Below are 14,029 nucleotides of genomic sequence, written 5' to 3'. Positions count from 1 at the left end.
TTTCAGCGCTTAAGTGATTTTGTAACTCACTCTTGGTTGAAAGCGATAACCATGTAAACCTTAACAATTTTTTTAGATCTAATATCCCGTCAAATGTCGAAGAAGAGGCTGTCAATAGTTGATATAGCGAATAACCTTAACATATCTAAAACCACGGTATCATTCATACTTAACGGTCGTGCTAAAGAGAAGCGCATCAGTACCGAAATGGTAGACAAGGTGCTTAAGTACGTTAAAGAAGTAGGTTACAAGCCAAATTCGCTTGCTAAAAGTTTGCGTACCGGTAAATCAAATACGATAGGGCTCATTGTAGAGGATATTTCAAACCCGTTTTTTGGCTCTATCGCCCGTTTGATAGAGGACAGGGCCTACAAAAATGGTTACAAGATTATTTATTGCAGCACGTATAATGATATGCAGAAGACCAGGGACATGATCAACATGTTTCGCGACAGGCATGTAGACGGTTATATCATCGCTCCGCCGCAGGGTGTGGAAGAAGATATCGCCTCGCTGATCAATGAATCGATGCCCGTGGTATTGTTTGACCGTTATTTGCCTACCATTGATACGGATTATGTAGTGGTGAACAATCAGTTCAGTGCCTATAATGCCACGCAGTACCTGGTAGGGCAGGGCTATAAAAACATAGCGCTGATAACTTTTGCTAACGACCAAACGCAGATGGTTGATCGTATAAGGGGTTACCAGATGGCGTTAAAGGAACACGGCCTGAAACAACTGATCAAGGAATTACCTTTTGCCGAAGACCTGACAGAATCAATCACCGCGTTTCTGAAATCGCGCAAGGGTATCGACGCCGTATTATTCGGCACCAACCGTGATGCTACTTACGGCATCAAGATAATGCACAACCTGGGCATCCGTATTCCGGAGGATATCGCGGTAATATCATTTGATGATTCGGACGCTTTTGAACTGCATTCGCCGCCAATTACTACTGTTGCGCAGCCTGTTGAAGATATGGCCGAGCACATCATCACCATTCTGCTTGATAAGCTGAACAACAACGGCGTCGGCACTAAAAATCAATCCATCGTATTGCATACCGATCTGGTTGTCAGGGGGTCATCCCAACCGGTAAAAAAATAATTACATGGTTTTAATCGCCATGTTTTTAAAGCGGCCTAATAATTTTTGCAGCAGGCGGCTCTTAAAACCGGCCTCCGCGTAAATATTGGTTAGCCATACCAGTATTTTTAGTTCGATGTTATCAGCCGCGAAGGAATTGATAAGCAATTCGGGAGGCAGGTTTTTAACCGTGTCGCTTTCTTTGCCAACTTCTTCTTCTACTATTTTGCGGATAGCTTCGATGTCGGTATCAATGGCTACCTTGAAAATTATTTCGGTTTTCAGATAATCATTGCTGAGTGTCCAGTTCACTAACCTGCCCGAGAGCAGATCGCCATTAGGAATGATTACCTCGCTGCCCTGGGGCGTAAGCATTTTGCTGGAGCGTATGCCTATATCCTGCACTTTGCCTTTTTTGTCAGCCAGTTCAATATAGTCGCCAATGCGAAAAGGCTTTTCAAAAATGAGTATGATGCCCGATACAAAGTTGTTTACAATGTTTTGCATACCCAAACCTATACCTACTGAAAGGGCGCCTAATACCACAGTCAGTTTATCTAAAGGAATTCCTGATGCTGTTACCGCTAATAGTACACCAATGATTATTATAACCAACCGGAGTAGTGCCAGTTTTGAACCTTTATGCTCTATTTTATCGTTAATGTTGTTGCTGATGCCGCCTTCGCCAAATAATACGTCCACGTGTTTTTGCAGCATATTGGCCAGGTAAACAATCACTGCGAAAAACAGCACATTGCTCAATGTAAATTTAACGCTGCCAAAGGTGCGCTCCTTTATTAATACCTGCTGTATAAAGGCGTAAATACCACCGGCAATGCTCAGGTTGATCATGAATACAAGCAGCCACAGTACAACAGCTACTACCGTTAAAGCTTTTTTAAAGGATGTGCGTGAGCGGTTGATGTTGATACGCGAAAACAAGCCTTCTGAGCAGGCGCTCACCTTTATTTGCAGTTCAAGGGCATCAGTTAAAATTTGTATAAACACTGCCAAACTTATCACCTGAGAAATACCTATTATAGCCGTAGTGCTATACACTTTTGCCAGGCTTATCCGGCCGAGTATATTCAGAATAATGGCCAGTAGATTAAGAAACACAAAAATATACAGAACCGGGTTGGTCAGCTTTTTGGCTACGCCCTCGTTACGTAACCGCCGCATAAACATAATTCCGCCGTATACTGCAACAATGTTTAACGCTATTAACCACAGGCGCATCCAAACGGCCTCCTGCACCACAGAGGTAGAAAGCACGATGACTACATACAAACCGATTATTAAAAACCAGTATTTAATGTCTTTACCGTCAATATGTTGCCAAAAAAGAATAGTTAGCGCCGTTAGCGACAGAAATTGCGTCAACTCAATATAAAGCGACGGAGAATCGGGCTCAAACAGCGGCGCCAGATTGAGTATCACAATCAATGTTGCGAGTATGGGATAATGGCGGATATATTTAAAGCGTAGTTCGCCTACCCGTTCCCGTAAATCCGGCTTTAGTATCTTTTTAAAGTTGCGGAAAACCCAAAGGTAAAATGCAATACCTGTAAGCAACAGCAACACACGGTTATCCCACGAGGAATCAAAAAAATAACCTAATATTTTATTTTGTCCTTCAAATGATGAACTGATTAGTTTCAGCAGGTCGTTGTTCTGGCTTTTTGCCGGTGCCGACCATAGGTAGGGTACTTCGCGCCCGATGGCGCTGCGCCCGGATTGATGCAGCCGCTCATCAATGGCGCTCTGCATATCGTTAACAGTGAGGTATAACGCCGATACATAAGCAAGTAACGTACTCACGGTATCAAGCCCTGTGCTGGTAACCTTACCTGCACCCTGCAAACGCAGTTTTATATCAGCCAGTTGAGCGGTGTAGAGCCGTTTTTGCGTAGTGTCTTTATTATCAACAGTAAGTAGCGAATCATTGCTGAGCGACACCACTTTATCTGCCCGCTGTTGCAGGTCGTTGTTAAGTTTAGTTAATCGAGCCTGCCAGTCGGTAAGTTTTGATTGGGCGTCTTTTAAAATAAGGTTGTAGCTCAACAGGCTTTTGGTATCAATTACTTTTTTAGGGATCGCCAGGTCTGTTTTAACCGGGCTAATGCTGTTTTTTACTTCATTTAAGCCGCTTTTTATATCGTCAATCCGGTAGCCTTTTTTGTTCGCCGCGTTAATATCGGTTATGGCGGCCTGCGCCTGTTGTATTTTAAAAAGCAGTGTGTCGGGTATGGTATTTACCGTATCGGAATTCACAGGTTTGTTTTGTGCCGCTGATGTTTGGGGTATCATGGCGATACTCGCCAATGTTATCATCACACCCAATGTTATAAGTATAAAATCTCTTTTAACGTTATTTATGCGCCTTTTTACCATATTGAACCCAAGTAATTATAACCTGAACTATAAAACTTGTTTAGATGGTAATGGTTTTCTTAATGTGAAGTATAGTTAAATTACGGGTTAAATAAGCGTTTGCTTTTTTACAAAATCAAAACAAGTAAACCATATTGCAATACCTAAAAATGATACCTTTACCATCCTGTTCAAACTCATGATATTGATACATGGTTAAATTCAACCGTTTTACACTGAGCAATGGCCTGCGGGTTATTGTTCATGAAGATAACACTACGCCTATGGCCGTGGTTAATATATTATTCGATGTTGGCGCACGCGACGAAAACCCCGAACAAACCGGCTTTGCACACCTTTTTGAGCACCTGATGTTTGGCGGCTCGGTAAACATACCGGTTTACGATGAGCCCCTGCAACGTGTAGGCGGCGAAAACAACGCCTTTACCAGCAACGATATTACCAACTATTATATCACCCTGCCATCAGCTAATTTAGAAACTGCTTTTTGGCTGGAGAGTGACCGTATGCTCAGCCTCGCTTTTAGCGATAAAAGCCTCGAGGTACAGCGTAACGTGGTGATCGAGGAATTTAAACAACGCTACCTGAACCAGCCTTACGGCGATGTTTGGTTAAAGCTGCGCCCATTGGTTTACAGAGAGCACCCTTACCGTTGGGCTACCATAGGACAGGAGATAGCCCACATTGCCGATGCGAAAATGGACGATGTAAAGGCTTTTTTCAAGAAGCATTACAATCCGCAAAACGCCATTATGGTGGTGGGAGGCGATGTAACTACCGAGCAGGTGAAACAACTTGCTGAAAAATGGTTCGGGCCGATACCTGCAGGTGAAAAATACCATCGTAACCTGCCTGTTGAGCCGGAACAGCATGAGGTCCGCCGCGAAACGGTTACGGCCAAAGTGCCGCTGAATGATGTGTACATCGCTTTTCAGATGTGTGGAAGGTTAGATGAGGGTTTTCATGCGGCCGAATTGACTTCGGATGTGTTATCCCGGGGTAATTCGTCGAGGCTTTACCGTAGCTTGGTGAAGGAAAAGCAATTATTTAGCGAGGTGCACGCTTATATAACGGGCAGCCTTGACAAGGGCATGTTTATAGTAGAGGGTAAGCCTTTGGAGAACATTACCATTGAAGCCGCTGAGGCGGCTATATGGCAGGAGCTCGAGCGTATTAAAACAGAAGATATACCCGCTGATGAACTCACCAAAGTGAAGAATAAAACGGAATCGACCATGGTGTTTTCAGAGATGGCATTGCTTGAAAAGGCAATGAACCTGGCCTGGTTTGAATTGCTTGGCGATGCTGAAATGCTGAACCAGGAAACGGACAAGTTTTTAGCCGTAACGCCTCAGCAAATTAAAGAACAGGCTAACCTGATTTTCAGAAAAGATAATTCATCAACCTTGGTTTACCTGGCAGAAAAGTCGGTTTTAAGCGAGCAGGTTGCAGTTGACAGTGAGCAGTAATTAGTTGGTAGTTGCAGATTAATGCCTAATGAACAAATGACCCTATGGCGATAGATAGAACAATAGCGCCCGAATTTAAGGCGATAAATGATATAAGTTTGATAGAGCCGCAGCACATTAAGCTGGCTAACGGCTGTAATGTATTTTGCTTTTCCAGCAGCGGTCAGGAACTGCTGCGTATGGAATGGTTTTTTGGCAACCTGCGTTTTAACAAAGCCAAGCCCTTGCTTAATCAGGCCACAATGGCTTTATTAACCGAGGGTACACATAACTATACCTCTACGCAAATTGCTGATAAGATAGATTTTTACGGAGCTTTTTTGCAGGCCGAGTATGGTTTTGATCATTCGCAGGTTACGCTATTTAGCCTTAACAAGCATTTAAGCGAAACCTTGCCGATGGTGAAAGAAGTGCTTACTAACGCCATCTTTCCGCAAAAAGAGGTGGAGACCTATGTGCGTAATCAGCAGCAAAAATTGCAGGTAAGTCTGCAAAAAAATGATGTAGTTGCCCGGCGTGTATTCAATAAAGCATTAAACGGCGATACCATTTATGGCTTTGCCGCCGAGGCCGCGGATTACCAGGCGCTTGACCGAGCCGATCTGCTGGAGCATTACAAACACATGTTCCGCCCGGATAATTGCACGCTGATTATCGCCGGTAAAATAGAGGACCAGGCGCTTGAAATGATCAATGATCTGTTTGGCAAAAGCTGGGAGAACATCGGCGATAAGCCCGATACCACCCAGCCCGAAGTAGTGCGCAACGCGGAGCATTTTTATTACGTTGAAAAAGCGGACGCGCTGCAATCGGCCATACGTTTGGGCGTACCGGCAGTTAACCGCACCCATCCCGATTTCCCGGCTTTGCAGGTGTTGAATACAGTATTAGGTGGTTATTTTGGTTCGAGGCTTATGGCTAATATCCGCGAGGACAAAGGTTATACTTATGGTATCGGCTCGGGCATAAGTTCTTTAAAGCATAGCGCAACCTGGTTCATCGCATCCGAAGTAGGCGCCGATGTGTGCAAGGCGGCTGTTGCCGAAGTAGAGAAGGAACTCAATTTGCTTAAAACAGAACTGATAGGCGACGATGAACTGGCATTAGTGAAAAACTACATGCTTGGCTCGTTGCTGGGTAGCCTTGAAAATATATTCTCGCATGCGGATAAATTCAAGAACGTTTACTTTGCCGGTTTAGGCCTCGATTATTATAAGCGTTATACCGAAACCGTAAAAAGTGTTACTGCCGAAAGCTTACAAGAACTGGCTGGTCAATACCTTAATTTCGATAATTTTTACAAGGTTATTGTAGGGAAGTATTGATTTACTCACCCGGTCGAGGCTGCGCCCGACTACCCTCTCTTCGCCTTCAGCGAAAAGAGGGTAAGTGTGCTTCGAACTCGTATGGAGTGGTTCTTTGAGTAATAAAGATCTCTCTCTGCGCGAGCGCAGAGAGAGATGTCAAGCGTAGCGATGACAGGGTGAGTCGATATATCACCCCAAAGCAATTTTAGACCTCAGTGCACTGAATTACTTACCCACCATTCGGAAATTAAAAATAAAATCTTACCTTTGCCCGGCAAATAATAACTCCTAAAATTATTTGCTATGCAGCCAGACTCCTCAAAATTTGTCGCCGAAGGTTTAACGTATGATGATGTATTGCTGTTACCGGCATATTCAGAAATACTGCCCCGCGAAGTTGACACATCCTCTTATCTTACTAAAAAAATAAAGCTGAACGTGCCGTTGGTTTCCGCCGCTATGGATACGGTTACTGAGGCACAATTGGCCATTGCCATCGCGCAGGCGGGCGGCTTAGGTATGCTCCATAAAAACATGAGCATACAGCGCCAGGCCGATGAGGTGCGCAAGGTAAAACGCTCAGAAAGCGGGATGATACAGGATCCGGTTACGTTGAACGAGAACGCTTTGTTAGCTGATGCTTTCAAAATTATGCGTGAGTTTCGTATCGGTGGTATACCGGTAGTGAGTGACAAAGGCGAACTAAAAGGCATCATCACCAACCGCGACCTGCGTTTTGAAAAGGACGCTAATAAAAAAGTTGAAGATGTAATGACCAAAAGCAACTTGATCACCGCGCCAAAAGGCACTACGCTGATCCAGGCTGAAGAAATATTGCAACAGCATAAAATTGAGAAGCTACCTGTGGTCGACGAAAATAATGTGCTGATCGGTTTGATTACCTTTAAGGATATTCAAAAATTCAAAAATTACCCTAATGCCTGTAAGGATGAGCATGGCCGCCTGCGTGTTGGCGCTGCGGTAGGGGTAACGGCTGATACTATGGACCGTGTGGACGCACTGGTTAAAGCCGGTGTTGACGTTATTGCTATTGACACGGCTCACGGCCACTCAAAAGGAGTTATTGATAAATTGAAGGAAGTTAAAGCTAAATATCCCGATCTGCAGGTGATAGCCGGTAACATTGCCACCGGCGATGCCGCCAAAGCCCTTGCTGATGCCGGAGCTGACGCTGTCAAAGTGGGTATAGGCCCGGGTTCTATCTGTACTACCCGTATCATAGCCGGTGTAGGTGTACCACAATTATACGCGGTTTACGAGTGTGCCAAAGCCCTTGAGGGTACAGGTGTACCGGTAATTGCCGATGGTGGTATTAAGCATACCGGCGATATTGCCAAAGCTATTGCAGCCGGTGCAAGTTCTATCATGGCAGGTTCGTTGTTTGCCGGTGTTGAGGAGTCGCCGGGCGAAAGCATTATCTACGAAGGCCGCCGCTTTAAATCATACCGTGGTATGGGCTCAATAGAGGCCATGGAGCAGGGTTCAAAGGATCGTTATTTTCAGGATGTTGAGGATGATATTAAAAAACTGGTGCCTGAGGGTATTGTAGGCCGAGTGCCATATAAAGGTACCCTGGCCGAAATAGTTTACCAATATGTAGGCGGTTTACGTGCCAGCATGGGTTACTGCGGCGCTAAGGATATCCCGACGCTGCAAAAAGCTAAATTTGTACGTATCACAGCTTCCGGTATCCGCGAATCGCATCCACACGATATAACCATCACTAAAGAAGCACCAAACTATACCCGTTAATCAGGTAAAGCGTTTGATTCCATAAAAAAATCCCTTACCATAGCGGTAAGGGATTTTTATTTTAAGGCTTATGCCTTTATTTTCTCGAAGTAAATTATCGGGTTGTTGTTTTAGCATCTTTGGCTACAACCTCGCCCACAATAATTAAATTCTTTTGTGGGGTTTTAGCATTTGAAGTTACTACAATTGTTTTGCTGAACGGAGATACCGCAGCCGCATTGTAAGTTACTTTAATATTTCCTTTTTCGCCTTTTTTAACAGGCGTTTTAGTGAAATCAGCAATGGTACAGCCGCATGTCGGCCTAACATCAGCGAGGATAAGTGGCTCCTGGCCTACATTGGTAAACACAAATACAGTAGAAACAGGGGTGCCCTGAGCAATTTTGCCGAAATCGTGTTTTTCCTCAACAAATTTAAATTCAGGTTTAGTGTCCTGCGCGGAAGCTGTTAAGGCAAAGCCAAATACAATGGCGCATATCAGTAATAACTTTTTCATATTCACAATAGTTGATGTAACAAATATACTTGTTTAATTGATAACGAAGATTAATTGACGGTTGTTTGATTGTAAAATATAAAATTACAAAATAGAATTTTATAATTTTACCGCTCAAACGGAATTTTATATGTCAAAAACTGCCCTCTATACCGCCGGAAATGATGATGCTGTCGAGCTCAGTTTTGATGATTTTAAAAAGATCGTCATTAATGATTACCGTATAGCTTTTGAAAGCAGGCAGGCGAGTTTGCTTGGTCGCCGCGAAGTGCTTACGGGCAAGGCTAAGTTTGGCATATTTGGCGATGGTAAAGAAGTGGCACAGATAGCCATGGCCAAAGCCTTCCGTAATGGCGACTGGCGCGCGGGCTATTATCGCGATCAAACCTTCATGTTCGCTACGGGCATGAGTAATCTTAAAGAATTCTTCGCGCAGTTATACGCTCATCCAGACATTGAAAAAGAACCCGCGTCAGGCGGCAGGCAAATGAACTGCCACTACGCCACCCGTTTTGTAAATAAGGATGGCTCATGGATAAACCAGGTAGAGAACATGAATTGCTCGTCAGACATGTCGACCACAGGGGGGCATCTGCCGCGTCTATTGGGGCTGGCTTACGCTTCAAAGCTATATCGCCAAAACCAGGAACTGCATCAGTACAGTAATTTCTCTTTATCAGGTAACGAAGTAGCTTTTGGCACTATAGGTAACGGCTCAACTTCCGAAGGTCTGTTTTTTGAAACTTTCAATGCGGGTGGCGTACTTCAGGTGCCTATGGCTATTTCTGTTTGGGATGATGCTTACGCTATTTCTGTACCAGCAAGCCTGCAAACCACCAAAGAAGATATCTCTGAAGCTTTACAAGGCTTTCAGCGTGAAAAGGGAACTAACGGCTACGAGATATTTAAAGTGCGTGGATGGGATTATGTAGCCCTTTGCGAAACGTATCAGTACGCTATCCGCATTTGCCGGGAGCAGCATGTTCCCGTATTGATACATGTTACGGAGATGACGCAGCCACAGGGGCATTCCACATCAGGCTCGCACGAGCGTTATAAATCAAAGGAGCGCCTGGCCTGGGAAGAAGAGTACGACTGCCTGAAGCAAATGCGTAAGTGGATGGCAGAGACTGCCATTGCCACTGCCGAACAATTAGACGAGCTGGAAGCCGCGGCTAAAAAGCATGTTCGCGATTGCCAGCGTGAAGCCTGGAATGAGTTTAATGCCGAGATCAATACTGAAATGGATGAAGCCGTAAAACTGATTGATCAGCTAGCACAAAGCTCGTCGGCCCGGACAGAATTATTTGACGTTATCAATCATTTACGTGCGGAGGTTGATCCCGGGCGTAAAGATATGACGACTGCTATACGCAGGGCACTACGCTTAACCCTGAATGAACAATTGGCTGAACGTGCGCCTCTGCTTAAATGGATTGAGGAAGAAACCGCCAGGAACAGTGAGCGCTATAATTCTAAACTATTTTCAAACACGCCATATTCACCGCTAAAGGTTGATTTTGTGGCACCCGAGTATGCCGACGATGCTAAATTGATTGATGGGCGCGAGGTACTTAACGCCTGCTTTGATGCCAACTTTGAACGCGACGCGCGCATAGTGGCCTTTGGTGAGGATGTTGGCGCTATCGGGGATGTTAACCAGGGCTTTGCCGGCCTGCAAAGCAAATACGGCGATCTGCGGATTACAGATACCGGGATTCGAGAATCGACTATTATAGGGCAGGGTATAGGGCTAGCCATGCGCGGTTTAAAGCCAATTGCCGAAATACAGTATATGGATTACCTGTTGTATGCCCTGAACGTGTTGAGCGATGATTTGGCAAGTTTAAGTTACCGCACCGCTGGTGGACAAAAAGCACCAGTAATTGTGCGTACCCGCGGCCACCGGCTGGAAGGAATATGGCATTCAGGCTCACCAATGGGCATGATACTACACTCCATGCGGGGCCTGCATATCTGCGTTCCGCGTAACATGACGCAGGCAGCCGGTATGTACAACACCTTGCTGCGCGGCGATGAGCCTGCCTTGGTGGTTGAAAGCCTTAACGGTTATCGCCTTAAAGAAAGATTACCGGCTAATATTGGCGAGTTTACCGTGCCGCTTGGCAAAGCTGAAGTATTGCATGAGGGTACGGATATTACCGTTGTATCATACGGCTCAACGCTGCGTGTGGTGCAGGAAGCATTGCCCGAGCTACGAAAACTTGGTGTAAGTGTGGAATTGATAGATCCGCAAACGCTTTATCCTTTTGATCTGGACCATGCATGCGGTAAATCTTTGCAAAAAACTAACAAATTGCTGGTGGTTGATGAGGATTTGCCGGGAGCTGCCTCCGCTTATATTCTACAACAGATACTGGAGAATCAAAAGGGATATTATTATCTTGATGGGCAACCCAAAACGCTGACCGCCAAAGAGCACCGACCGCCTTACGGCTCGGATGGCGACTACTTTACAAAACCAAACGTTGATGATGTGATTGAAGCGGTATATGCCATGGTGAGCGAAAGTAACCCAAATAAATTTCCGCCGATATTTTAAAATTCTATATTTGCGCGATTTTAAAAACTTTATCACAACCATGACTAAATTTTGCAAAGTTGTGTTGGCACTGGTGTGCCTTTACACAACTGCCTCCGCGCAAACAAAAAACACTAACGAATTTGGTGTTCAAATTGGCCTGAACGCTGCAACGGTAAATGCTGATGGTATGACCAATAGCAATTACAGAGTAGGCTTTAATGCTGGCGTATCAATTGATCATTACTTCTCAGAAAGCTGGAGCCTCAAAGCTAAGCTGCTTTACGATCAAAAAGGATGGGACAGGGGTTATTTGGCTACGCCGGAAGATACTTATTATACCAACTATCGGTTGAATTATTTGACTATCCCGGTTTTGGCTAACTGGCACTTCGGCCGTACAAAAAATTGGTACCTGAACTTTGGCCCTTACACAAGTATTTTGCTCAGCGCATCAGAAACCGAAGGTGGTATGGATCTTAAACCGTTTATGAGCGGCGCCGAATTTGGGCTTGATCTGGGCATCGGGGTAAAAATACCTGCCAGTGACAAGTTGAAATTTTTTATCGAATTGAACGGGCAAGGCGGTATCACTGATGTGTTTAAGGATAACACAGGTTCTGCAATACGCAGCACGGTATCAAGCATCAACGTTGGTATCAACTTTTAAAGAAACATACAACCAATTAATATTGCCCTCCTGATATATTTGGGAGGGCATTGTTGTTATATAAAGTTATGTTTAACGAAAGCGATACAAATAAATTTTCGTCAACATTTTAAAGTGATATATTGGGGGTATAAACTTTAAACTTATCATGAAATTTCTTTTTAACATAATGCTGGCATTTATATGCCTTTACTCATCTGCGTCTGCACAAACAAAAAATTCTAATGAATTTGGCATTCAGTTTGGTATGAATGCGTCACGCTTGAATTCCGACGTTACAAATAAAACGCATTATAAAGTTGGTTTTAACGCGGGCGTTTCAATAGATCATTATTTTTCTGAAAGCTGGAGTGTTAAGGCGAAGGTTCTATATGATCAAAAAAGTTGGGAAGGCTTATCTTTATTAATGAAGGGCGTTTTGTATAACGCCCAATATGATTTAAATTATTTAACCGTTCCGATTTTAGCCAATTGGCACTTTGGCCGTACCAAAAATTGGTATCTGAATCTTGGTCCTTATACAAGTATATTATTAAATGTTGAGGAAGTAGGATCTGACAGGGATGTTAAATCCGGATTAAACAATATCGATCTTGGTCTTGACTTAGGTATCGGCTTTAAAATTCCGGTTTCAAATAAAGCCAAACTCTTTTTTGAACTTAATGGTGAAAAAGGATTAACCGATGTTGCTAAGGAGGGTTCAGGTCCAGCATTTCAAAACAACGTTTCGAGCATTAGTATCGGGTTGAGTTTTTAAAAAAATATTTGTTCAGGATATTCAATTAGCAATGCCTTCCTGATATATTTGGAAGGGCATTGTTTATATGAAATATCCTATCCTTATCCTTCTTTTAATCTTCGGGCTGCGTAGCTACGCCCAATATCCGTTTGAAAAATATCCGAAACCTCATTACAACGTTATTCCGTTAAAAGTGCTTGTGCAAAACGATTCACAATTCGTTGCAAAGTCAGCAAAATACAAAGGGTATTCAATTAAACTTGAGGATGCTCAAGCGGATACTAAGGTTACTGTTTATCATCACAATAAAATAATAAAGGTATTTACAATTGATTTAGGGCCGCTCTGGATTATTTTACCTCCTAAATCTGCATTGTGTGCTGCCGATATTGATGGTAACGGGACAGTTGATTTCAAACTGAAAACTTACAATAATGGTAGTGGTTTAGCGGGTTCACTAATGCATAAGCTGTTCCTATTCAACCGGGGTGGGAGTAATTTCTCTGCAGTTCATTACATGGATTTTTTTGATAATGATGAGCGGGATTTAAATGGAGATGGCCGTTATGAGATTATAACCCAACACTACAAACAAAATCAGGATAACAATCACGCTTATTGGGTATTCGATCTCTTTAACTTTAAAAATGGTAAATTAGTTAACGTTAGTGCCGAAAATAATTATCCCATAATGGTCCAGTTTCTATATCGGGATAACTACAGAATAACCAGGCACTTTACCCGCAGGCAGATGCGGCGGTTTTCGGTGATAACGCCGCAATTTTTTGAGTATATAAAGTAATTAAGCTTAGCAATTACATCGCACCATAAAATTTATTTAATTTGCGCCCGTTTTAAAGCAAAAATAAATTTTATGGATAATAACACGTTTTCAACCATATCAACCGTAATTAAAACCCGCCGTACCATTAAGCCGGCTATGATGAACGGTCAGAAAATTCCTAACGGGCACATTGCCGCTATACTTGAACTAGCTGACTGGGCACCGACCCACGCTTTTACCGAGCCTTGGCGCTTTGTAATCTATGAAGATCCGGCTGTTTTTTGTAAGCAACACGCGGAATTGTACAAAACGCATACACCTGCCGAAAATTTTAAGGAGGCTACTTATACCAACCTGCAAAATATAGGCAACAATGCTTCGCATCTGGTTATCGCTATTATGAAACGCGGTAGCAACCCTAATATTCCCGCTTTAGAGGAAGTGGCAGCGGCATCAGCGGCTATACAAAACATACTATTGGCAGCAACATCATTAAATATCGCTTCGTTTTGGAGCACTGGCGGCATGACCTTGAAACCTGCAATGAAGGACTTTTTAGAGCTTGGTGAGGAAGATGCCGTACTTGGTCTGCTTTACCTAGGCCACACGGATAACCAACCCGAAGGCCGCCGTACAACACCACTTGAGGCAAAAGTTAAGTGGGTTAAATAACGCTTATATTAACTAAGTATATTTAAATAGCCTTAAAGGAAATTAAATTTCCTTTAAGGCTATTTTATGTAGATCGGATGACAATAAATTA

11 protein-coding genes are annotated in these 14,029 nt (G+C 43.6%); 9 read left to right on the top strand and 2 right to left on the bottom strand.

The window, feature by feature from the left end:
- Positions 1 to 93: 93 nt before the first annotated feature.
- Positions 94 to 1,113, top strand: coding sequence for a LacI family DNA-binding transcriptional regulator (locus ABD960_RS12990; protein WP_345331587.1), 1,020 nt, complete (start codon positions 94 to 96; stop codon positions 1,111 to 1,113).
- On the opposite strand, the gene ABD960_RS12985 is transcribed toward ABD960_RS12990, so the two are convergent.
- The gene (locus tag ABD960_RS12985; protein WP_345331586.1) at positions 1,114 to 3,426 is read right to left on the bottom strand and encodes a mechanosensitive ion channel family protein; all 2,313 of its coding nucleotides are present in this window, start codon (positions 3,424 to 3,426) and stop codon (positions 1,114 to 1,116) included. It lies immediately after the preceding gene.
- 251 nt (positions 3,427 to 3,677) lie between these two features.
- On the opposite strand from ABD960_RS12985, the gene ABD960_RS12980 reads away from it, so the two are divergent.
- The 3 genes from ABD960_RS12980 (at position 3,678) to guaB (ending at position 8,035) form a co-directional block, all read left to right on the top strand.
- The gene (locus ABD960_RS12980; RefSeq protein ID WP_345331585.1) at positions 3,678 to 4,955 is read left to right on the top strand and encodes a M16 family metallopeptidase; all 1,278 of its coding nucleotides are present in this window, start codon (positions 3,678 to 3,680) and stop codon (positions 4,953 to 4,955) included.
- A gap of 44 nt (positions 4,956 to 4,999) precedes the next feature.
- Positions 5,000 to 6,280: a M16 family metallopeptidase gene (locus ABD960_RS12975; protein ID WP_345331584.1), complete on the top strand. Its 1,281-nt coding sequence runs from the start codon at positions 5,000 to 5,002 to the stop codon at positions 6,278 to 6,280.
- 285 nt (positions 6,281 to 6,565) lie between these two features.
- On the top strand, positions 6,566 to 8,035 hold the full coding sequence (gene guaB, locus ABD960_RS12970; protein WP_345331583.1) for an IMP dehydrogenase: 1,470 nt from the start codon (positions 6,566 to 6,568) through the stop codon (positions 8,033 to 8,035).
- 94 nt (positions 8,036 to 8,129) lie between these two features.
- Here guaB and ABD960_RS12965 read toward each other — a convergent pair whose 3' ends face one another.
- Positions 8,130 to 8,531 carry a DUF1573 domain-containing protein gene (locus ABD960_RS12965; protein WP_345331582.1) on the bottom strand — a complete coding sequence of 134 codons (402 nt, stop codon included), beginning with the start codon at positions 8,529 to 8,531 and terminating at the stop codon, positions 8,130 to 8,132.
- 130 nt (positions 8,532 to 8,661) lie between these two features.
- Here ABD960_RS12965 and ABD960_RS12960 point away from each other — a divergent pair, with 130 nt between their 5' ends.
- The 5 genes from ABD960_RS12960 (at position 8,662) to ABD960_RS12940 (ending at position 13,938) form a co-directional block, all read left to right on the top strand.
- Positions 8,662 to 11,094 carry an alpha-ketoacid dehydrogenase subunit alpha/beta gene (locus ABD960_RS12960; RefSeq protein ID WP_345331581.1) on the top strand — a complete coding sequence of 811 codons (2,433 nt, stop codon included), beginning with the start codon at positions 8,662 to 8,664 and terminating at the stop codon, positions 11,092 to 11,094.
- 40 nt (positions 11,095 to 11,134) lie between these two features.
- Positions 11,135 to 11,743 carry a porin family protein gene (locus ABD960_RS12955; RefSeq protein ID WP_345331580.1) on the top strand — a complete coding sequence of 203 codons (609 nt, stop codon included), beginning with the start codon at positions 11,135 to 11,137 and terminating at the stop codon, positions 11,741 to 11,743.
- A 148-nt stretch (positions 11,744 to 11,891) separates the two neighbouring features.
- On the top strand, positions 11,892 to 12,500 hold the full coding sequence (locus ABD960_RS12950; protein WP_345331579.1) for a porin family protein: 609 nt from the start codon (positions 11,892 to 11,894) through the stop codon (positions 12,498 to 12,500).
- 67 nt (positions 12,501 to 12,567) lie between these two features.
- Positions 12,568 to 13,284, top strand: coding sequence for a hypothetical protein (locus ABD960_RS12945; protein WP_345331578.1), 717 nt, complete (start codon positions 12,568 to 12,570; stop codon positions 13,282 to 13,284).
- A 72-nt stretch (positions 13,285 to 13,356) separates the two neighbouring features.
- A complete protein-coding gene (locus ABD960_RS12940) occupies positions 13,357 to 13,938 on the top strand; it encodes a nitroreductase family protein (RefSeq protein WP_345331577.1) in 582 nt (193 codons plus the stop codon).
- Positions 13,939 to 14,029: the final 91 nt, after the last annotated feature.

It is taken from the genome of Mucilaginibacter defluvii, assembly GCF_039543225.1.
Lineage (GTDB): Bacteria > Bacteroidota > Bacteroidia > Sphingobacteriales > Sphingobacteriaceae > Mucilaginibacter > Mucilaginibacter defluvii.
This window is presented reverse-complemented; position numbering and strand designations above follow the sequence as displayed.

Coding starts and splice junctions, on each gene's coding strand:
- ABD960_RS12990 (WP_345331587.1), top strand. CDS start 94: ATGTCGAAGAAGAGGCTGTCAATAGTTGATATAGCGAATAACCTTAAC.
- ABD960_RS12985 (WP_345331586.1), bottom strand. CDS start 3,426: ATGATAACATTGGCGAGTATCGCCATGATACCCCAAACATCAGCGGCA.
- ABD960_RS12980 (WP_345331585.1), top strand. CDS start 3,678: ATGGTTAAATTCAACCGTTTTACACTGAGCAATGGCCTGCGGGTTATT.
- ABD960_RS12975 (WP_345331584.1), top strand. CDS start 5,000: ATGGCGATAGATAGAACAATAGCGCCCGAATTTAAGGCGATAAATGAT.
- guaB (WP_345331583.1), top strand. CDS start 6,566: ATGCAGCCAGACTCCTCAAAATTTGTCGCCGAAGGTTTAACGTATGAT.
- ABD960_RS12965 (WP_345331582.1), bottom strand. CDS start 8,531: ATGAAAAAGTTATTACTGATATGCGCCATTGTATTTGGCTTTGCCTTA.
- ABD960_RS12960 (WP_345331581.1), top strand. CDS start 8,662: ATGTCAAAAACTGCCCTCTATACCGCCGGAAATGATGATGCTGTCGAG.
- ABD960_RS12955 (WP_345331580.1), top strand. CDS start 11,135: ATGACTAAATTTTGCAAAGTTGTGTTGGCACTGGTGTGCCTTTACACA.
- ABD960_RS12950 (WP_345331579.1), top strand. CDS start 11,892: ATGAAATTTCTTTTTAACATAATGCTGGCATTTATATGCCTTTACTCA.
- ABD960_RS12945 (WP_345331578.1), top strand. CDS start 12,568: ATGAAATATCCTATCCTTATCCTTCTTTTAATCTTCGGGCTGCGTAGC.
- ABD960_RS12940 (WP_345331577.1), top strand. CDS start 13,357: ATGGATAATAACACGTTTTCAACCATATCAACCGTAATTAAAACCCGC.